Source organism: Streptomyces inhibens (assembly GCF_003389455.1).
Lineage (GTDB): Bacteria > Actinomycetota > Actinomycetes > Streptomycetales > Streptomycetaceae > Streptomyces > Streptomyces inhibens.
The window spans coordinates 14864-33472 of sequence record NZ_QUAC01000219.1; the positions used below are offsets into that span (position 1 = coordinate 14864).

19 protein-coding genes are annotated in these 18609 nt (G+C 70.3%); 8 read left to right on the top strand and 11 right to left on the bottom strand.

Annotated elements, in window-relative coordinates; translation table 11 throughout:
• The first annotated feature begins 1 nt into the window (after position 1).
• A complete protein-coding gene (locus DY245_RS27270) occupies positions 2-808 on the top strand; it encodes an SDR family NAD(P)-dependent oxidoreductase (RefSeq protein ID WP_128509876.1) in 807 nt (268 codons plus the stop codon).
• A gap of 79 nt (positions 809-887) precedes the next feature.
• Entirely contained in the window at positions 888-1589 is a 702-nt protein-coding gene (locus tag DY245_RS27275; protein ID WP_244943292.1) for a thioesterase II family protein, read from the top strand.
• Between the two features lie 15 nt (positions 1590-1604).
• Here the strand turns inward: DY245_RS27275 and DY245_RS27280 are convergent, their stop codons facing one another.
• The 7 genes from DY245_RS27280 to DY245_RS47600 form a co-directional block, all read right to left on the bottom strand.
• The gene (locus DY245_RS27280) at positions 1605-3206 is read right to left on the bottom strand and encodes a type IV secretory system conjugative DNA transfer family protein (protein ID WP_128509879.1); all 1602 of its coding nucleotides are present in this window, start codon (positions 3204-3206) and stop codon (positions 1605-1607) included.
• Positions 3203-4627, bottom strand: a complete 1425-nt coding sequence (locus DY245_RS27285; protein WP_128509929.1) for an ATP-binding protein — start codon at positions 4625-4627, stop codon at positions 3203-3205. Before DY245_RS27285 ends, DY245_RS27280 begins: the two co-directional genes overlap by 4 nt.
• 29 nt (positions 4628-4656) lie before the next feature.
• On the bottom strand, positions 4657-6219 hold the full coding sequence (locus tag DY245_RS27290; RefSeq protein WP_128509880.1) for an SCO6880 family protein: 1563 nt from the start codon (positions 6217-6219) through the stop codon (positions 4657-4659).
• The gene (locus DY245_RS27295) at positions 6216-7523 is read right to left on the bottom strand and encodes a hypothetical protein (RefSeq protein ID WP_128509882.1); all 1308 of its coding nucleotides are present in this window, start codon (positions 7521-7523) and stop codon (positions 6216-6218) included. Before DY245_RS27295 ends, DY245_RS27290 begins: the two co-directional genes overlap by 4 nt.
• Complete coding sequence (locus DY245_RS27300; RefSeq protein WP_128509883.1) at positions 7513-8367, bottom strand: DUF8175 domain-containg protein; 855 nt, start codon at positions 8365-8367, stop codon at positions 7513-7515. Before DY245_RS27300 ends, DY245_RS27295 begins: the two co-directional genes overlap by 11 nt.
• Before the next feature lie 499 nt (positions 8368-8866).
• A complete protein-coding gene (locus DY245_RS27305) occupies positions 8867-9175 on the bottom strand; it encodes a hypothetical protein (RefSeq protein ID WP_006603970.1) in 309 nt (102 codons plus the stop codon).
• 284 nt (positions 9176-9459) lie between these two features.
• The gene (locus tag DY245_RS47600) at positions 9460-9582 is read right to left on the bottom strand and encodes a hypothetical protein (RefSeq protein WP_280525004.1); all 123 of its coding nucleotides are present in this window, start codon (positions 9580-9582) and stop codon (positions 9460-9462) included.
• 208 nt (positions 9583-9790) lie between these two features.
• Here DY245_RS47600 and DY245_RS27310 point away from each other — a divergent pair, with 208 nt between their 5' ends.
• Complete coding sequence (locus tag DY245_RS27310) at positions 9791-10789, top strand: bifunctional lytic transglycosylase/C40 family peptidase (protein ID WP_128509885.1); 999 nt, start codon at positions 9791-9793, stop codon at positions 10787-10789.
• Between the two features lie 205 nt (positions 10790-10994).
• Positions 10995-11738 (top strand): phosphatase PAP2 family protein, encoded by a 744-nt coding sequence (locus DY245_RS27315; protein ID WP_128509887.1) that lies wholly within the window; start codon positions 10995-10997, stop codon positions 11736-11738.
• A gap of 101 nt (positions 11739-11839) precedes the next feature.
• On the opposite strand, the gene DY245_RS27320 is transcribed toward DY245_RS27315, so the two are convergent.
• Together DY245_RS27320 and DY245_RS27325 are read right to left on the bottom strand one after the other, a co-directional pair.
• Positions 11840-13459, bottom strand: coding sequence for an FAD-binding oxidoreductase (locus DY245_RS27320; RefSeq protein ID WP_128509889.1), 1620 nt, complete (start codon positions 13457-13459; stop codon positions 11840-11842).
• A gap of 263 nt (positions 13460-13722) precedes the next feature.
• Positions 13723-13902 (bottom strand): hypothetical protein, encoded by a 180-nt coding sequence (locus tag DY245_RS27325; RefSeq protein ID WP_128509891.1) that lies wholly within the window; start codon positions 13900-13902, stop codon positions 13723-13725.
• Between the two features lie 173 nt (positions 13903-14075).
• Between DY245_RS27325 and DY245_RS27330 the strand changes: the two genes are divergently transcribed.
• Complete coding sequence (locus DY245_RS27330) at positions 14076-14942, top strand: SCO4651 family lipoprotein (protein WP_128509893.1); 867 nt, start codon at positions 14076-14078, stop codon at positions 14940-14942.
• A gap of 123 nt (positions 14943-15065) precedes the next feature.
• On the top strand, positions 15066-15311 hold the full coding sequence (locus DY245_RS27335; protein ID WP_425329444.1) for a hypothetical protein: 246 nt from the start codon (positions 15066-15068) through the stop codon (positions 15309-15311).
• A 41-nt stretch (positions 15312-15352) separates the two neighbouring features.
• Here the strand turns inward: DY245_RS27335 and DY245_RS27340 are convergent, their stop codons facing one another.
• Positions 15353-15769, bottom strand: coding sequence for a metal-sensitive transcriptional regulator (locus DY245_RS27340; protein WP_128509894.1), 417 nt, complete (start codon positions 15767-15769; stop codon positions 15353-15355).
• Between the two features lie 194 nt (positions 15770-15963).
• Here DY245_RS27340 and DY245_RS27345 point away from each other — a divergent pair, with 194 nt between their 5' ends.
• Both DY245_RS27345 and DY245_RS27350 read left to right on the top strand, forming a co-directional pair.
• Positions 15964-16584: a DUF47 domain-containing protein gene (locus tag DY245_RS27345; protein WP_128509895.1), complete on the top strand. Its 621-nt coding sequence runs from the start codon at positions 15964-15966 to the stop codon at positions 16582-16584.
• 9 nt (positions 16585-16593) lie between these two features.
• Positions 16594-17592, top strand: coding sequence for an inorganic phosphate transporter (locus DY245_RS27350; protein ID WP_128509896.1), 999 nt, complete (start codon positions 16594-16596; stop codon positions 17590-17592).
• A 175-nt stretch (positions 17593-17767) separates the two neighbouring features.
• On the opposite strand, the gene pstB is transcribed toward DY245_RS27350, so the two are convergent.
• Entirely contained in the window at positions 17768-18544 is a 777-nt protein-coding gene (gene pstB, locus DY245_RS27355; RefSeq protein ID WP_128509897.1) for a phosphate ABC transporter ATP-binding protein PstB, read from the bottom strand.
• Between the last annotated feature and the right edge of the window lie 65 nt (positions 18545-18609).

Consider the following 18609-nt stretch of genomic DNA (forward strand, 5'->3'; position numbering starts at 1 on the left):
CATGAGTGAATACGACGCACACCACGCCCCGGCGCCCGGCGAATTCGCGGGCCGGACCGCCGTCGTCACCGGCGCGGCCCAGGGCATCGGCCGCGAGGTCGCCCTCCTCCTGGCCGCGTCCGGCGCCGCGCGGCTCATCCTGCTGGACCGGGACGCCGCCCAACTGGACACCGTCGTCAAGGAAGTGGGCGAGCTGGGCGCGGTCGCCGTGCCCGTCCCCGTGGACCTGCGCGAACGCGACCTCGTACGCACCCGGCTCCGCGCCGAACTCCGGGCCGCCGGCAAGCTCGACATTCTCGTCAACAACGCCGGAGTGGCCGACGAGAACGGCCCCGACGACGAGACCACCTGGCTGCGGGTGCTGGACATCAACCTGCACGGCACCTTCGCCGTCACCGCCGCCTGCCTGGAATACCTCGTCGACAAGGGGCGCATCGTCAATGTGTCCTCCATCCTCGGCAAGGCCGGCAAGATGCGGAACACCGCCTACTGCGCCTCCAAACACGGCCTGATCGGCTACACCAAGGGCCTCGCCCTCGACCTCGCCGCCCGCGGGATCACGGTCAACGCCGTGCTGCCCGGCTGGATCGACACCCCCATGCTCCGCCGCGAACTCGCCGCCCAGGCCGACGAGATCGGCGCGGACCCGGCGCGGATGCTGCGCCAGGCCCGTAAGAGCATCCCGCTGCGCCGGCTCGTCGAGGCGCGGGAGGCCGCAGAGCTGATCGGATTCCTGGTGTCCGACCGCGCGGCCGCCATCACGGCGCAGAGCCTGACCGTCGACGGGGGCTACACCCGTGGGATGTAGCCCCTGGCTGCGCCGGCTGGGGCAGCGTCCGCCCGGGGCCATGGGGGTCCCCCCTTGCTCCTCAAGAGCTTGGGGGAGGGTGATCTGCTTTCCGCACGCGGGCGGCGGCGCGGGCGCGTTCCGGCCGCTCGCCAAGGCCGTCGCCGCCTCGCACCCCGAGCGGGCCCGCCCGTACGAGGTGCTGGCGGTGCAGTATCCGGGCCGCCACGACCGCATCCACGAGGAGCGGATCGAGGATCTGACGGAGCTGGCGGCCGGGGCGTACCAGGCGCTGGCACCGCTCGCCGACCGGCCGCTGACCCTGCTGGGGCACAGCATGGGCGCGCTGGTGGCGTACGAGGTGACCCGGCTGCTGGAGCAGGAGGGCGCCGCCCCCGTCCGGCTGCTCGTCTCCAGCGCCTGGGCCCCGTCGCGGGTCACCAACGGCACCGTCCACCTACGGGACGACCACGGGCTCGTCGAGGAGATCCGGCGGACGCAGGGCACCGATCCCAGACTGTTGGCGGACCGGGAGGTGCTGGCCCTGGCCCTGCCCGTGGTGCGCAGCGACTACAAGGCCGTGGAGACCTACCGTCACCGGCCGGGGCCGCCGCTGCGGACGCCGGTCACCGCGCTGCTCGGCGACGCCGATCCCCTGGTCGCCGTCGAGGACGCGGCCGCCTGGCGCGGGCACACCACCGGGGACTTCCGGATGCGGATCTTCCCCGGCGGCGACCACTTCTACCTCACCGGACACTGGCCCGACCTCGTGGAACGGATCGGCGAGTGCTCGGACCGGTAGCGAGTGAGCGAGGGTTCAGACCGGTAGCGAGTGATGGGGCCAGCGGGCGCGGGCCTGTTCCCGCGAGCGCATGGTCGCCAGCGTCAGCAGGCCGCGCGTACGTCCGGTTTCCAGGAGGCCCGGGAGCGCGGGCAGCGGCGCGAGCGCGGCGATGTCGTCCAGCACGAGGGTGAGTGGTGGGTCGAGCCGACCGTCAGATGACCGTTCGGCCATGCGGCGGCCGTGCTCGACCACGCTCGAAAGGAGTGCGGTGAGCAGGGGCATCGCACCCGGGTCGGTACGCGGATCCTCGATGGGGTCGCCTACCACGTAAAGCGTTCCCCCCTCATCGATAAATGATTCAAGGATGACCGAATCCGCTCGAAGTGGATTGCAGGCATCCCGGATATGGATCGAGGAGAGGGCGGTCAGCGCCCGGCCGACCAACTCCTTGGCCGCCTCGCGGCGTTCGGCATGCGCGGTGAGCACGGACTCCAGCTCGCCGGCCTGGCCGCCGGACGCCTTCGGGCTGGTGCGCAGGATGCGTACGGGCTCCTGTGCGGCGCCCGTGGCATGGGCCCAGCGGTGCAGCTGGCGGAACGGGCGGCTATCCACCGCGGCGGCGTGCAGCCAGCAGCGCAGCAAGGTCTGGGCGGCCTCCGCGACGGCCGAGTCCACGGCGGCGGCCGGGCGTACCGGAGCCAGCAGGGCGGTGGCGCGGGCCGTGGCGACGGCGAGGTCCGTACAGCCGGAGGTCGGCGACCAGCGCAGCCGGGCCGGGGTGTCGAGGCGGTGCGTCGGATCGTAGGTCAGCAGCGGCCCGAGCTTGGCGCGGGCGTCCTTGGTCTCGGACCAGAGGGCGGGGTCGGTGGTGGCGACGATCAGCGGGCCGGGGGCGGCGGCCGCGGTGGCGATGGCGGCGGCGAGCGTGGCGCCGCGGTCGGTGACGAACTCCACCCGGGGCAGGGCCGGTTCGGTGAGCGGGGTGGTGGCGGCCACCGGGGAGGCGGTGCGCTGTTCCGGTACGGGGCCGGTGGCGGCGGGTTCGACGGGCAGGGGCACGGCAGGGGTTGCCGGTGGGGCGGGAGTCGCAGGGACGGCCGGCGCGTCCTCGGCGGGCGCCGCGGCCTCCCGGACGGGCCGGGCCCCCGTATCCCGGGCCTTCCGCGCCTCCCGCTCGGCCTCCCGTTCGGCCTCCCGGGCCTCCCAGGCCGCCTCGCGAGCCTCCCGGGCCCTCGCCCGCCGCGTCGCCCGTACGGCGCGATAGCGGGTGACCGTCCCCAACGCGAAGATCGTCAGGACCAGCAGCACCATCAGCTCGCCGATGAGGATGCCCCAGAACAGGCCGTAGCCGGACAGCTGGCCCTTGGGGGCGTCCGGCCAGGCCGCGGCCATGTCGTGCGGCGCCGAGACGAGATGGCGCAGGGCCATCGGCGTACCGGAGTAGCTGACGCCCTCGGGCCAGGCGCCGTGCGCGAACAGTCCGGCCAGCCCGGTCGCGGTCCACACCAGCAGGGTCAGGCCCAGCAGAAAGGCGAGCAGCCCGACCAGCAGCGAGTCGGGGATGCCGCGCCCCCGGCCGGCGGGGGTGTCGCGGTAGCCGCGGCCGCCTCGTTCGTTGTCGTATCCGCGCCTCACGCCACCGTCTCGCTCGACTCGTCTCTCCACTGACGCTCCATCGCCATCGCCTCGGCGCGCGCCTCGGCCTCGGCGTCGGCCGCCGCCTCAAGCGCGCGCGCCTCGTCGGTCGGCATCGCGGACGCCTCGGTCATCGCCCGGTCGGTGAAGACCAGCGGGCGTTCGGCCTCGGTGATGAGGTGTTTGACGACCTGCACATTGCCGTTGACGTCCCAGACCGCGATGCCGGGGGTGAGGGTCGGAATGATCTCCACCGCCCAGCGTGGCAGGCCGAGCACCCGCCCCGTGGCCCGTGCCTCGTCGGCCTTCTGCGCATAGATGGTCCGCGTCGAGGCCATCTTCAGGATCGCCGCGGCCTCCCGTGCGGCCGCACCGTCCACCACGTCGCTGAGGTGGTGCACGACCGCCACGAAGGACAGGCCGAGCCGCCGCCCGAACTTCAGCAGCCGCTGGAACAGCTGGGCCACGAAGGGCGAGTTGATGATGTGCCAGGCCTCCTCGACCAGGAAGATCCGCTTCTTCCGGTCGGGACGGATCCAGGTGTGCTCCAGCCACACCCCCACGATCGCCATCAGGATCGGCATCGCGATGGAGTTGCGATCGATGTGCGACAGGTCGAAGACGATCAGCGGCGCGTCCAGGTCGATGCCCGCCGATGTCGGCCCGTCGAACATGCCGCGCAGGTCACCGTCGACGAGCCGGTCGAGGACCAGCGCCACATCCAGACCCCAGGCCCGTACGTCGTCTATGTCGACGTTCATGGCCTCCGCCGACTCCGCCTCCGGGTGCCGCAGCTGCTCGACGATGTCGGTCAGGACGGGCTGCCGGTCGGTGATGGTCTCGTTGACGAAGGCGTGCGCGACCTTCAGGGCGAAGCCGGCGCGTTCGTCCAGGCCGTGGCCCATCGCGACCTCGATGATCGTACGCAGCAGGGCCAGCTGGCCGGTGGTGGTGATCGACGGGTCGAGGGGGTTGAGGCGGATGCCGCCGTTGAGGGCGGCGGTCGGGTCCAGGCGGATGGGGGTTATCCCCAGCTCCTGGGCGATCAGATTCCACTCGCCGACGCCGTCCTCACCCTGTGCGTCCAGCACGACGACCTGCCGGTCACGGAACCTCAACTGGCGCAGGACATACGTCTTCTCCAGCGCGGACTTGCCGTTGCCGGACTCGCCGAGGACCAGCCAGTGCGGGGCGGGCAACTGCTGTCCGTACAGCTGGAACGGGTCGTAGATGTATCCCTTGCCGCTGTAGACCTCACGGCCGATGATCACGCCGGAGTCGCCGAGGCCGGGGGCCGCGGTGGGCAGATAGACGGCCTGGGCCTGGCCGGTGGAGGTGCGTACGGGCAGCCGGGTCGTCTCCACCTTCCCGAACAGGAAGCTGGTGAACGCGTCGGTGAGCGCTCCGAGCGGATCGATCATGGCCATGACGTACGCGCCTCCCAGCGGCTTTAGCGGCGGATCCCGGTCGCGAACGGCAGGGTGTTGACGAACGCCCGGTGGTGCTCGCGATCGCACCACTCCAGCTTGAGATAGGACTTGCCGGCGGAAGCGCGGATGGTGCGCTTGTCGCGGGCCAGCGCCTCGGGCGAGCGGGAGGAGACCGTGATGTAGCCGACGAGATTGACCCCGGCGGCACCCGACGCCAGGTCCTCACCGCGCTGGTCCACCCGCCCGTGGTGCGCGACGTCCCGCGGGTCGACGACCCGGTTCATCTTCGCCGCGCGACTGGCCTCCGCATCGTCATTGGTCTTCTCCGTCAGCATCCGCTCGATGGCGACCTCGGTGGGCTCCAGGTCCATGCAGACCGCGACCGTACGGATCACGTCCGGGGTGTGCACCAGGAGAGGCGCGAGGAAGTTGACGCCCACCGGGGTCAGCGGCCACTCCTTGACCCAGGCGGTGGCGTGACACCACGGCGCGCGGGTCGACGACTCACGCGTCTTCGCCTGCAGATACGTCGGCTCCATCGCATCCAGCTCGGCCGGCCAGGTGTTCCGCTTGCTCATCGCCTGGATGTGGTCGATGGGGTGGTCCGGGTCGTACATCGAGTGCACGAGGGAGGCGAGCCGGGCCTGGCCGAGAGGCTGGCGTACCCGGATGTCGGCCTCGGCGAGCCGGGCGCAGATATCGGTCAGTTCACGGGCCATGACCACCGCCAGACCGGCGTCCCGGTCCAGCTTCTTGCGCAGCAGCCCGCCCTGGTGCATCCGGGCGGCACGCGCCATAGTGTGCGCCTCCTGGGCCAGCTCGCGGGTGTAGTGCATACAGGCGACGAGGTAGGCGCGGTGCTGCTCGGAGGAGGTGGAGACCATCGACTGGAGCTGGTCGTAGGAATCCTGGAGCCAGACCGGGGAGGAGCGGTCGCCGCGCTGGGCGACGTCCTTGGCGTGCGCGTCCGGGTCGGCGGGCAGTGTGCGCGCCAGCATCTGCAGCCGGGTCACAAAGCCGTCCCCGTTGGCCACATGCTTGAGCAGCGTCCCGAAACGGTCGACCAGCGCCTCCTGGTCCTCACTGTCCCGCAGCCCGACGCCCGGCCCCTCGATCTCGATGGCGGCGGTGACCGTACGGCGGTCGGCGTGCAGCAGTACCGCGATCTCGTCCGGTCCGAACGGGGCGGCCAGCCAGTTGATCCGTCCGATGCCCGGCGGCGGGCCGATCTCGACCTCCCGGCCGTCCATCCGGATGCCCGCCTCGGCGGCGCCGGAGCGGTAGGTGGCGCCGCGGCGCACCGTACGGCGGAAGCTGCGTCGGATCTCGAACCACCTGTAGAACGTCCGGCCCTTGTACGGCACGTAGACGGCGGCCAGCCCCAGCATCGGGAAGCCGGTGAGCGACACGATCCGCAGCGGCAGCATGGGCACCAGCAGCCCGCACATCATGCCGAGGAAGGCGCCCGCGATGATCAACGCGATCTCACCGGTCTCGCGGTTCTTGCCGACGATCGCATTGGGCCGGGCGCGGCCGATCAGATACGTGCGACGCGGTGCGATCGGGTGGGACTGCGTGCTCAACGCCCCTCACCTCCTGCTGTCTTGCCGGAGCGGGCGCTGCTGCTCGAACCGGGGCCGGGGTTGGTACGGGGCGCAGGGGTGGCGGTGCGGCCGCCGCCGGAGCGGGTGCTGTGCGCGGCGACACCGCCGGCCACCGCATCGGCCGGCCGGGACTGGCCGCCCTGCGCGCCCTGCGCCTGGCCGCCGTCGCCGGACGTGCGGGTGCTGTGGGTCTTGATGCCCTGGGACACCAGCGCGGCCGGGGAACTGAGCACCGCCGCCGCGGCATTCTCCGCCCCGCGGCTCATCCGGTTGTTCCGCCCCGCGGCGATCTCGTCGCCGAAGCCGGGGACGAAGCGGTAGATCACGGCGCTGGCGAAGATGGCCAGCAGGATGATCGCGAGGCCGGAGACCACGGCCGAGATGGCGTCCGGGCCCTTGTCGTGCGACAGCGCACCGGCAATGCCGAGCACAATCACGATGACCGGCTTCACCATGATCACCGCGATCATGATGCCCGCCCAGCGCCGCACATGCCCCCACATGTTCTTGTCGACCAGCCCGGCGTAGACGACCGTGCCCAGCAGCGCGCCGACGTACAGCAGCGCGGCCCGGATCACCAGCTCCAGCCACAGCACACCGGCGGCCAGCACCGACACCAGCGACACCACGATCAGCATGATCGGGCCGCCGCCGATGTCCGTGCCCTTCGTGAGCGCCTGCGAGAACGCCCCGAAGAACGTATCGGTCTGCGCCCCGGTCCCCTTCGCGATGATCTCGGTGACGCCGTCCGTCGCCGAGACGATGGTGTACAGGATCAGCGGCGTGAAGGCGGAGGCCAGCACGGTCAGCCACAAAAGCCCGACCGCCTCACCGATCGCCTCCGTGAGCCGCACCCCCCGCACGGCCCGCTTGGCGACGGCCAGCAGCCAGAGCACAAGCGTCAGAACGGTGGACGCGGCGAAGACGACGGCGTACTGCCGCAGAAACGCCGCATTGGTGAAGTCCACCTGCGAGGTGGCATGCACCGCATCCGACAACTTGTCGACAATCCATGCGGCCGCTTTCGCACAGCCTTTGGCCAGGGATTCGAGGGGGTCGAGGGGGTTGTTGTCGAGGGGGCTGGTGGGGGCTTTGGGAGCGGAGCCGGAGTCGCCCGATTCGCAGAAGTCCCTGGCACGGCCGGGGACCAGGTCGCACACGGCCGTGGGGGACGGACTGGGCGAGGGCGCGGCCAGGGCGCGTGTGGCCAGCAGGAAGACCGTGGTCTGTACAGACGCCAGCGCGGCGGTGATGGTGAGGGCTCGCCTCGGGTTACCGCGCATATGTGAACCCTCCATACTGTGCAACGGCCTTGGCGATCTGATCGGCACCGGACGTCTTGACGTCCCCGTTGACCGGGGCAGGGCCGCTCTGCTGGGAGAAGCCCTCGACCTTCCAGTCCCCACTTGCCCATTTCAGTTGCAGCCGCATGGTGAACCAGTCGGTTGTCACCGGGGTGGTCGACTTCGCGCCTGCCGTTCCGAACAGCCCGGTGCACCACACCTCAAGGTTCGCGGTGTCGCCCGAGAGCTTCACGAGCTTGGTGCCGACGGGAACCGTGCGGGAGATGTAGGTCATGCCCTGAGCTGCGTTGCCGTTCGCGTCGAGGGCGAGCTTCTTGAGGAAGGCGGTCGAATAGGCGGCGTCGAGCTTGCCCTGCATCTCATCGGCCTTGGTGGGAGCGAAGACCTGCTTGATGATCGCGTGGCGCTCGTTCGGCTTGAGCATGTTGGCGGAAACCAGCGCCACCGCGTAGTTCGCCGCCGCCGACTCCGCCCCCTGCTCCGTCTTCGCGAAGCCCGACGCGATGGTGCCGTTCTTGCCGGTGACCGGCTTGGTGCCGGTGGGGGTGGTGGGCCGGGCGGCGGGGCCGGAGTCCTTGGGGGAGTCGCTGGAGGCGGATTCGTTGTTTCCGCTTCCGCCGCGGTTGGCGAAGGCGATCGCCGCGAGCAGCAGCACGATCACGCCGACGATCGTGACGAGGTTGCGGCTGGACAGGCCGGCCCGGGACCGTCTTCCCGAGCCGTAGAGGTCGCCGTCGCTCTCGGGAAGTCTGGTCCGTGTCTGGCCCGCCTCGGGACTACGGTGGCCATCGCCGCCGTAGCCGCCGTCGTCACTGAGACTCATCGCGCCTGTGCCCCCTCTGCCGCCGTCGCCGTCCGTGCCGTAGTTGTGCCGCCCTCATATGACCGTAGCCGCGCGGGCGGCGGCTCGGGCGCAGTGGTACGAGTACATCTCACCGTGACGGGTCCTCAGATGCGGTACGGCAGAGGCGAATGGGGGACTCTGGGGTATTTGTACTCATTGCCTGCTCCGCGGTTCGCTGTCGCCTTCTTGCGCCTTCTGTCTCCGGATCCACCTGTCCCCGCGCAGCGGGCAGCCCAATCGGTCCGCTGGTGGCCGGGGGTGGCGACGGCGCGGTGCGGGGGCGTCGGGGCCGGGGTGAGTGGGCGTCAGCATGGGGCCTCGGCAGGAGAGGTGGCGCCGGTGGGGACGAGTGGGAGCGAGTGGGGGCATGGGACGGCGGAGAGAGGGCGGGCGGGGGCGCATGGGGGGCGGCGCGGGGACGGGCGCGTGCCAGGGTGCGCGATGCCGCGGTGGCGGCCGCGCGAGGGGTACGGGCGCCCTAGACCGCCATGCCGTAGACGATGGTGAACAGCGTCCCCAGGGATCCGATGATGAAGACGCCGGTCAGGCCGGCCACGATCAGGCCCTTGCCCTGTTCGGCGCTGAAGGTGTCGCGCAGCGCGGTGGCGCCGATGCGCTGTTTGGCGGCGCCCCAGATCGCGATGCCGAGGCACAGCAGGATCGCCACCGCCATGACCACTTCGATCATCACGCGGGCTTCGTTGCCCAGGCTCCCGAACGGCCCCCAGTCCGGGGCGATTCCGCCGATGATGGTGGTGATGTCGCCCTTTTCGGCCGCAATGAACATGTGTGAACTCACCGCCCCTTTGTGGGTAGTTGTGTGCCCGCGTCGGCTCGACACAGGCCAGCCTCTATCTTCGCTGACAAACAGGCCGTCAGCCGTCGACTTGGCGCCTTTCTTCGACGGATCCCGTGGGAGTGGCGTGTATGTGAGGGCGCACGCCGTCCATTGAACCGACTAGTCTCACTGTGTGTATCACGGGGGATAACCCTGAGCAATGATCATCGGGGCGGCGGCGCAGTGATATGGGTCGGTGAAGTCTCCGGGCGCGGCGGTGGTGCGCGGGGCGGCTACTTCGGGGCGTGCGACATGGCGAAGATCATGACGAGCGCCACGAGGTGGATGGCGAACAGGAAGTACGCGACGCGCCACCACAGGTGCCGGTTCATCTGTTTTTGATTGTTCGGGTCCATGGGTCTGCCTCGTCCTGTCTTGGGTGCCTTGTGCAGTGTCGCTCATACGGCGGTGCGCCGGGCGCTGCCGTGAGCGAGATCGCACCCCGGCCGGAAGCGCCCCGTGCGCCGCGTCATGCGCCGCCGTGCGGCCGGGAGCACGGCGCAACGCGCGGGGAGCGGCCGGAAAAAGGCAGTGAACCGCGCCTGAATGGGGGAGGGTTGTGGGGTGCGGAAATTCTGGGTGGCCGGTGGGCTCGGTGTGGGGCTGGTGTTCTGCCTGCTCGCGCTGCTTGTGATCGGTACGTACACGGCGGCGGCCGGACTGCTCGGCGGCCGGGCGGTCGGGCTGGCGAAGGGCGCGGTGCCGGCCGCGTATCAGTCGTTGGTGCAGAAGTGGGGGACGCTGTGCCCGGCGATAAGCCCCGCGCTGCTGGCGGCGCAGCTCTATCAGGAGAGCGGCTGGAACCCGAAGGCGCAGAGCCCGGCGTCCGCGCAGGGGATGGCGCAGTTCATCCCGGGCACCTGGCAGACGCACGGCGTCGACGGGAACGGCGACGGCAAGAAGGACGTGTGGGACCCGGAGGACGCGATTCCGTCGGCGGCCTCGTACGACTGTGAGCTGGCGAGCTATGTGAAGGGCGCGGCGGGCGATGCCACGCACAACATGCTCGCCGCGTACAACGCCGGGGCGTACCGGGTCATCCAGTACAACGGGGTGCCGCCGTATCGCGAGACCCAGAACTATGTGAAGACGATCACGACGCTGGCGAAGAGCTTCGAGGCGCCGGCGGGGCCGGTCGCGCCGTCGAAGCAGGCCGCGGGTGCCATCTACTTCGCGCAGGGCAAGCTGGGCACGCCCTACAAGTGGGGCGGTAACGGGACGCCCGAGGAGGGCGGGCGGTTCGACTGTTCGGGGCTGACCAAGGCCGCGTACCACTCCGTCGGTATCGAGCTGCCGCGGGTGGCGAACGACCAGTGGAACGCCGGCCCGCATCCCAAGCGGGACGAGCTGCTCCCGGGTGACCTGGTGTTCTTCGCGTACGACCTGAACGATCCGCGGTCGATCCACCATGTGGGGATCTATGTGGGTGGCGGGTACATGATCAACGCGCCGTACACCGGGGCCGTGATCCGCTTCGACAAGATCGATACGCCGGACTACATCGGCGCGACCCGCGTCACCTCGGATGGCGCAAAAGCGCTGCCCGGCACGAACGCTGCGTGAACATAGGGCCCTGAACTGCGGTGATGAGTCAAGCTTCGATAACGTCCTGGTGATCATCCGGTGGAGACTGGAACGCCCGGGGCGGGCATCGCGTTTCCTTGGCGTGGGGGCGTAGCAGAGCTTGCAGCAGCACACGCTCGACGACCACGGGGGTTGGCACAACACGTAGGCGCTCGCGCGCGCGAAAGATAAGGGGTCGCGGCAGATGGCTGGACTCGCACTCGAGGGGCCGAACCCCGACGTCGACATGCTCGACGGCATCAACGGCCTCGCGAAGGATGCCCCCCACTGGGTCAACAAAGCCATGGAGTACATCGGCGAGTACGGCATCATCGCCGGCCTCGCGGTGCTGTGTCTGATCGCCTGGTGGTCCGCGCGCCGCAGGCCGGGCGCGCCGTCCGCCGTCGCGGGTCTGGTCTGGGCGCCGCTGGCCGCCGGTATCGCGCTGCTGGCCAACATCCCGATCCGGGCGTTCGTCGAGCGGCCACGGCCGTTCAAGGACCACGCCGGTCTGGAAGTGCTGATCCCCGGCAAGAGCGACTTCTCGTTCGTGAGCGATCACGCCACGCTCACCATGGCGGTCGGCGTCGGCTTGTTCATCGCCCACCGCAAGTACGGCCTGATCGGGATCCTGCTGGCGCTCGCGGAGGGCTTCTGCCGCGTCTACATGGGCGTTCACTACCCGACCGATGTGGTCGGTGGTTTCGCGCTGGGCACGGCCGTCGCGCTGCTGCTCGCACCGCTCGCACAGGCGCTGCTGGTGCCGCTGACGACGGCGATCGGCCGCTCGCCGCTGGCGTGGCTGGTGCGGGCAACGGGTGTCGAGGCGGCGGACGGCGCGGTCGCCGGCGGCCGTGCGGGGCAGGGCGCCGAGGGCAGCCGGGTGGTGGCCACGGGGGCCGCGATGCCGGGCGGACACAAGGAGCGGGACAAGGACCTGGCGGCCTGACCGGACGAACTCCCCGACACCTCTCCGGGAAAGAACCACGACCTGGCGGATGCGGACGGCCCGGCCCCTCGCGGGGGCCGGGCCGTCCGTGTCCGCCGGTGTCAGAGCGCCTGCGGGAAGGTGCTGAACAGCCGCTGCGGGTCGTAGGTCCGCTTGACCGTGGCGAGGCGGCCGGCGGCCGCGCCGTAGTAGGCGGACTTCCAGTCGGTCAGGCCGGGGTCGGTGTAGTTCTGGTAGGCGGCGCCGGAGGAGTGACGGCGCATCGCGTCATGGAAGGAATTCAGCCAGGCTGTGCGCGTGCCGGGCGAACTGTTCGACGGCCAGGACGTCAAGTACTGGGCGAGGAAGCGCGATCCGCGGTGGACGAAGGCGGTGTCGGTGCGGCCGACGCGGTTGATCGCGCCGCCCAGCGCCGTCAGCGCCACATTGCCGTTGACGCCCTTGCGGCCGCCGCTCTCGATCTGGTCCATCAGCGTGCGGATACCGGTCGCGGACAGCGAGCGGTCGAAGAAGTGCGAGCGGGCGGCGTAGGTCTCGCGGCCCAACTGGCCGGCGCCGGTGTGGCCCGGCAGCGAACCCGGCATATGGCACTGGGCGGTGGACTTGGACGAGCAGCCGGCGTAGGTCTCCATCGCGTCCAGATAGCCGATCGGGGTGAGGCGGACGGTGGTGGCGGGGCCGGGGCCGCCGGGCTGGTCGGCGAGCTTGTCGACGGCGTTCTGCAGCTCGCGGTAGCCGCCCAGGGAGAAGGCCGCGACGGAGACCGCCGGGGTGCCGCCGGGGCGCGCGTCGAGATGGCAGGCGGACCATATCTCGTCGGCCTGCACCGGGCCCCACTTCTGCCAGGACGCCACGACCTTCGCCGCCTTGGCCCACGGCCAGGTCATGTACGCCATCACCGCGCGGGGCGCCGGATGCGTACGGAAGCGGAGTTCGGTGACCACACCGAAGTTGCCGTTGCCGGCGCCGCGCAGCGCCCAGAAGAGGTCGGCGTGCTGGTTCTTGTCGCAGTCGACGGTCTTGCCGTCGGCCGTGACCAGGGTGGCGCCGACGAGGCTGTCGCAGGTCAGGCCGTACGCACGGGAGACCACGCCATGGCCGCCGCCGAGGGTGAGGCCGGATATGCCGACGGTGGGGCAGGAGCCCCCGGGTATCGTCACGCCGTGCGCCCCGAGGCCCTGGTAGACGTCGATGAGCTTGGCGCCGGCGCCGATGCGGGTGATGCCGCCGGACGGCGCGCCGACCTTGGCGAGGGCGGAGACGTCGATGATGAGCTTGCCGTTGCCGCTGGACCAGCCCGCGTAGGAGTGGCCGCCGCTGCGGATGGCGACCGGGGCGTCGTAACGCCGGGCGAAGGCGAGGCATTCGGCGATGTCGGACGGGTGCTTGACGTACGCGATGGCCGAGGGCTTCAGCGTGTCGTAGCGGGTGTTGTAGAGGCGCCGGGCGGTCGCGTACGCGGCGTCGGAGGCCCGTATCAGCTGCCCGTCCAGGCTCTTGCCCAGCGCGGCCCAGGAGGACTGGGTGGCGCGGGCCCTGACGGCGCCGGCGGGGGCGGAGGCCGCGTTGGTCCGCGCGGCGTCGGCGCCGGTGGCCGCCCCGGCGGCGGATCCGGAGGACGTCGCGCCCGCCTTGGCGGTCTTGGTGTCGCAGCCGGTGGCCCAGGCGACCGAGGTCGCCGCCAGTCCGCCGCCGGCCTGCAGGAGTGTGCGCCGCTTCACTGGGATGAATCCCCCTCGATGTCGTACGGTCCTGCCCCGCCTGCCGATCGCCCGGCGCGGGTCGATGCGCCGGTGCTCGCGGGGCACGTGCCGGGAACACAGCTCCGGGCGGGTGCGGCGGCGCGCTTCCCCCCGCCCGCTGTGCCCGGTATTGCTCCGCACTGTCCGGTGCTGTCCTTGAAGTCCATTACCGGTGCGGCGCTGTTGCCTTCCCCACTACCCAGATGCGGTAGGGGCGTTGGGGGTTCCCGGAACGGACTCCCTCATTCCAGGGGGCGCCCGGCGCCGGATCCGGCGCCGACGTCGGCCAGATGGCGCTCCGCGTCCGTACGCGCCTGTGAGCGGGCGCGCCGGGCCGGTCCCCGCCAGCCGCAGGTGCAGCGGGCCGTACAGAAGGAACCACGTTCGGTGGTGGAGGTCGCATGGGGAGCTCGGTCGGGCACCCGGCCACGCTACGCGCCCCGGACGCCGATGCGTGACGAGCCCCGTCAACGGTCGTTGAACGGATCGGTCGACGGAACGTCAGGTGCGGCGTTGGCGGAACGTTGGACCCTCCCGAGCGGACCGGCCGGCCCAGGCCGTTCCCGAAGACAGCGGCCGAGGGGGCTCGTACGCGATGGTGGTGCAGGACAGGCGAGGCGGCGGCGCGGCCGCCGTGGCCGTGGCGTGCGGGACGGGTCTGGCGGTCGGGCTGCTGGCGACGGGCTGTTCCCCGGAGGGTGCCGCGGCCGACGACCAGGAGCCGTCCGGCCGGGCCGCCGCCGCTGCCGCCGCGACGGTACGGGGCAGCGCCGACGCACTGGTGCGGGCCGGCTCGGCCAGGGTCCGTACGGCCATGGAGACGGTCAGCGGCGGCACCCGCGTCGCCATCCGCGGCACCGGCGGCTATGACTTCGCCACCAGCAGCGGGCGGCTGCGCGTCGTACTCCCCGACCCTGCGGGCAAGCCCAGCGGCGGCCATCAGCCGATCACCGAGATCCTTGCGCCGGGCGCGCTGTACATGAAGAACCGCGGGGCGGGGGTGCCCGCCGACAAGTGGGTGCGGGTGGACACCGCCTCGCTGACCGACGGGAATCTGGTCACCGGCGGCGCGACCGATCCGCTGGCCGCCGCCGAACTGCTGCGCGGCGCACGGGAAGTGACGTATCAGGGCGAGGAGCGGATGGACGGCGCCGTGGTGCGGCACTACCGCGGCACGACGGACATCGGGACGGCCGCCAAGGCGGCGTCGTCGCGCACCCGGTCCGCGCTGGTCGCCGCGGAAAAGGGGTTCACCACCGACGCGGTGCCGTTCGACGCGTATCTGGACGAGGCCGGGCGGCTGCGCAAGGTGCGCCAGTGGTTCCACTTCGCGAACGGTGCGCCCAACGGGGCGTCGGTGATCTCCACGACGGAGCTGTCCGGCTTCGGCGCGTGGGTCGCGGTGCGGCTGCCGGACGAGCGCGACATCTACGCGGGGAAGATCGCTTCGGCCGCGTCGTAGGGCCGGGCGTCGCGGTGTGGCGGGGCATGTGACGGGGGTGCTTGCCGAATGGCGGAAATGGTCCATCCGTGCCATGCGCGGGGCGTGGAGGCGTCCTTACGCTGGACGGTAACCACCCAAGGCGTGGGAAGGCGCTCGGAGGAGGAGGTGTTGTACGTGGCCGGGCACCGCAGTACGACGGTTCAGGAGCACGTAGCCCTCGTCGAGATCGACCTGACCGGTGAGCTGATGATCGCGGCCGCGGCCGCGAGCGAGGATCGGCTCAGCCCGGACCGTATCGACGAGGTACTGGACGTGGAGGGTGCGGACGGCGACGGCGCGGACCGGCTGCCGTCGTGGCCCAGGTCCCCGGGACGCTCCCCTGGTTAGGGCCGCTCCGGCGGATCGGGCGCGGTACGCCCCGTAGCGCCTCAGGTGCGCAGCATCCGCTCGATGGCCTTGGTCGCTTCCTGGACCTTGGCGTCGATGGCCTCGGGGCCCTTGACGGCAGCGTCGGCGACGCAGTGCCGCAGATGTTCTTCCAGGAGCTGGAGCCCGAAGGACTGCAGGCCCTTCGTGCTGGCCGAGACCTGGGTGAGTATGTCGATGCAGTAGACATCCTCTTCGAGCATCCGCTGGAGTCCGCGGATCTGGCCCTCGATCCGGCGGAGTCGCTTGATGTGCGCGTCTTTTTGCTTTGCGTAGCCGTGCATACCGGCTACCGGGGAGGTCTCTGCGTGATCCGTCACGGTTTGGGCCCCGCCTCGGGGGTCGGTTTTCGGCTGCGAGGTGTGGCCGGCCGCGGCGGCTGCGGTGCTGCCGTTGGTGTCGGCGTCCGTGGTCGTCATGGCCGTCTCCCGTGGTATCTAGGCGATCTATATACCCCTGGTGGGTATATGGTACCGAACTTTGCGGGCACCTGAGGTACCCCGTGCAGAGCATGCTGCCCGATGGGCGACACTGAAGGAATGCCGGTTAGCAGTGGCTGGATGATGCGCCTAGCATCAACTCGACCGAATCCGATGCACCCCGAGGATTTCACGTGCGCTTTCGTCTGACCCCCAGGGAGACGAGCTTCTACGACATGTTCGCCGCCTCCGCGGACAACATCGTCACGGGCTCCAAGCTCCTGATGGAACTGCTCGGGGCCGACGCCTCCGCGCGGACAGAGATCGCCGAGAGGATGCGGGCGGCTGAGCACGCGGGTGATGACGCGACACACGCGATCTTTCACCAGCTGAACTCCTCGTTCATCACGCCGTTCGACCGCGAGGACATCTACAACCTCGCCTCGTCGCTCGACGACATCATGGACTTCATGGAAGAGGCCGTCGATCTGGTCGTCCTCTACAAGGTCGAGGAGCTGCCCAAGGGCGTCGACCAGCAGATCGAGGTGCTGGCGCGGGCGGCGGAGCTGACCGCCGAGGCCATGCCGAATCTGCGCACGATGTCGAACCTCACCGAGTACTGGATCGAGGTCAACCGCCTGGAGAACCAGGCCGACCAGATCCACCGCAAGCTGCTCGCGCACCTCTTCAACGGCAAGTACGACGCCATCGAGGTCCTCAAGCTCAAGCAGATCGTGGACATCCTGGAGGAAGCGGCGGACGCGTTCGAGCACGTCGCCAACACGGTCGAGACCATCGCGGTAAAGGAGTCCTGAGCCCCGGCCATGGACACCTTCGCGCTTGTCGTGACCATTGCGGTCGCGCTCGGTTTCACATACACCAACGGCTTCCACGACTCCGCGAACGCCATCGCGACCTCCGTCTCCACACGGGCACTGACCCCGCGGGCGGCGCTGGCGATGGCCGCCGTGATGAACCTCGCCGGTGCCTTCCTCGGCAGCGGGGTCGCCAAGACGGTCAGCGAAGGACTGATCGCCACTCCCCATGGCAGCAAGGGGATGGGCATTCTCTTCGCCGCGCTGCTCGGCGCGGTGGTCTGGAACCTCGTCACCTGGTACTTCGGGCTGCCCTCGTCGTCCTCGCACGCGCTGTTCGGCGGCATGGTCGGTGCGGCGCTCGCCGGTGGCACCACGGTGATCTGGTCCGGGGTGATCGAGAAGGTCGTCCTGCCGATGTTCATCTCGCCGGTCATCGGCCTGGTGCTCGGCTATCTGGTGATGGTCGCCATCCTGTGGATCTTCCGTAAGGCCAACCCGCACAAGGCCAAGCGTGGTTTCCGCATAGCCCAGACCGTCTCCGCCGCGGGTATGGCGCTCGGCCACGGTCTGCAGGACGCGCAGAAGACCATGGGCGTGGTCGTGATGGCCCTGGTCATCGCCGATGTCGAGGGCAAGAACGAGGCCATCCCGATCTGGGTCAAGCTGGCCTGTGCGATCACCCTGTCGCTCGGTACGTACGCGGGCGGCTGGCGCATCATGCGCACGCTCGGCCGGCGGATCATCGAGCTGGACCCGCCGCAGGGCTTCGCCGCGGAGACCACGGCCGCCTCGGTCATGTACACCGCGTCGTTCATGTTCCACGCGCCGATCTCCACGACCCATGTCATCACCTCCGCGATCATGGGTGTGGGCTCCACCAAGGGCTCGCGCGCGGTGCGCTGGGGCGTCGCCAAGAACATCGTGATGGGCTGGTTCATCACCATGCCGGCGGCGGCGCTGGTCGCGGCGCTGGCGTACTGGCTCGTGCGGCTGGCCTTCAGCTGACCGTCACCGCACAGCTGCTGAGCACGAGAAGCCGGCAGCCGCTGAGCACAAGAATGGGCCCGCCCCCCCGGGAAGGAGGGGCGGGCCCTTCGTCTTGCGGTGGCACCGCCATGCAGCACCGCAGGACGTGGGTGGGGGCGGCCCGGCCGGAGCCAGGGGCCGCCGCGCGGCCGGCTCAGCCGAAGCGGCCGGAGATGTAGTCCTCCGTGGCCTGGACCGACGGGTTGGAGAAGATCCGCTCGGTCTCGTCGATCTCGATCAGCTTGCCGGGCTGGCCGACAGCGGCGAGGTTGAAGAACGCCGTACGGTCCGAGACGCGCGCCGCCTGCTGCATGTTGTGCGTCACGATGACGATCGTGAAGCGCTCCTTCAGCTCGCCGATCAGGTCCTCGATGGCGAGGGTGGAGATCGGGTCGAGCGCCGAGCACGGCTCGTCCATCAGCAGCACCTGCGGCTCGACCGCGATGGCGCGGGCGATGCACAGCCGCTGCTGCTGGCCGCCGGACAGGCCCGAGCCGGGCTTGTTCAGGCGGTCCTTGACCTCGTTCCAGAGGTTGGCGCCCTTGAGGGACTTCTCGACAACGTCCTTGAGCTCGCTCTTCTTGAACGAGCCGTTCAGCCGCAGACCGGCTGCGACATTGTCGAAGATCGACATCGTGGGGAACGGGTTGGGGCGCTGGAAGACCATGCCGACGGTGCGGCGGACGGCGACCGGGTCGACCCCGGAGCCGTAGAGGTTCTCGTCGTCCAGCATCACCTTGCCCTCGACGCGGCCGCCGGGGGTGACCTCGTGCATACGGTTCAGGGTGCGCAGAAACGTCGACTTGCCGCAGCCGGACGGGCCGATGAAGGCGGTCACGGAGCGCGGCTCGACCGTCATCGAGATGTCGTCGATGGCCTTGTGGCTGCCGTAGTACGCGGAGAGGCCGCTGACGTCGATTCGCTTGGCCATGGAAATCACTGCTTCTTTCTGTCGCCGGGCTTGGTCAGCGGCCGGGCTGTGTCAAATGGTCGGAC

Bases quoted from the DNA above. Each gene is read 5' to 3' on its own strand.
- DY245_RS27270 (WP_128509876.1), top strand. From the start codon at position 2: ATGAGTGAATACGACGCACACCACGCCCCGGCGCCCGGCGAATTCGCG.
- DY245_RS27285 (WP_128509929.1), bottom strand. From the start codon at position 4,627: ATGATCGATCCGCTCGGAGCGCTCACCGACGCGTTCACCAGCTTCCTG.
- DY245_RS27315 (WP_128509887.1), top strand. From the start codon at position 10,995: ATGGCTGGACTCGCACTCGAGGGGCCGAACCCCGACGTCGACATGCTC.
- DY245_RS47600 (WP_280525004.1), bottom strand. From the start codon at position 9,582: ATGGACCCGAACAATCAAAAACAGATGAACCGGCACCTGTGGTGGCGC.
- DY245_RS27340 (WP_128509894.1), bottom strand. From the start codon at position 15,769: ATGACGACCACGGACGCCGACACCAACGGCAGCACCGCAGCCGCCGCG.
- DY245_RS27295 (WP_128509882.1), bottom strand. From the start codon at position 7,523: ATGCGCGGTAACCCGAGGCGAGCCCTCACCATCACCGCCGCGCTGGCG.
- DY245_RS27330 (WP_128509893.1), top strand. From the start codon at position 14,076: ATGGTGGTGCAGGACAGGCGAGGCGGCGGCGCGGCCGCCGTGGCCGTG.
- DY245_RS27300 (WP_128509883.1), bottom strand. From the start codon at position 8,367: ATGAGTCTCAGTGACGACGGCGGCTACGGCGGCGATGGCCACCGTAGT.
- pstB (WP_128509897.1), bottom strand. From the start codon at position 18,544: ATGGCCAAGCGAATCGACGTCAGCGGCCTCTCCGCGTACTACGGCAGC.
- DY245_RS27350 (WP_128509896.1), top strand. From the start codon at position 16,594: ATGGACACCTTCGCGCTTGTCGTGACCATTGCGGTCGCGCTCGGTTTC.
- DY245_RS27305 (WP_006603970.1), bottom strand. From the start codon at position 9,175: ATGTTCATTGCGGCCGAAAAGGGCGACATCACCACCATCATCGGCGGA.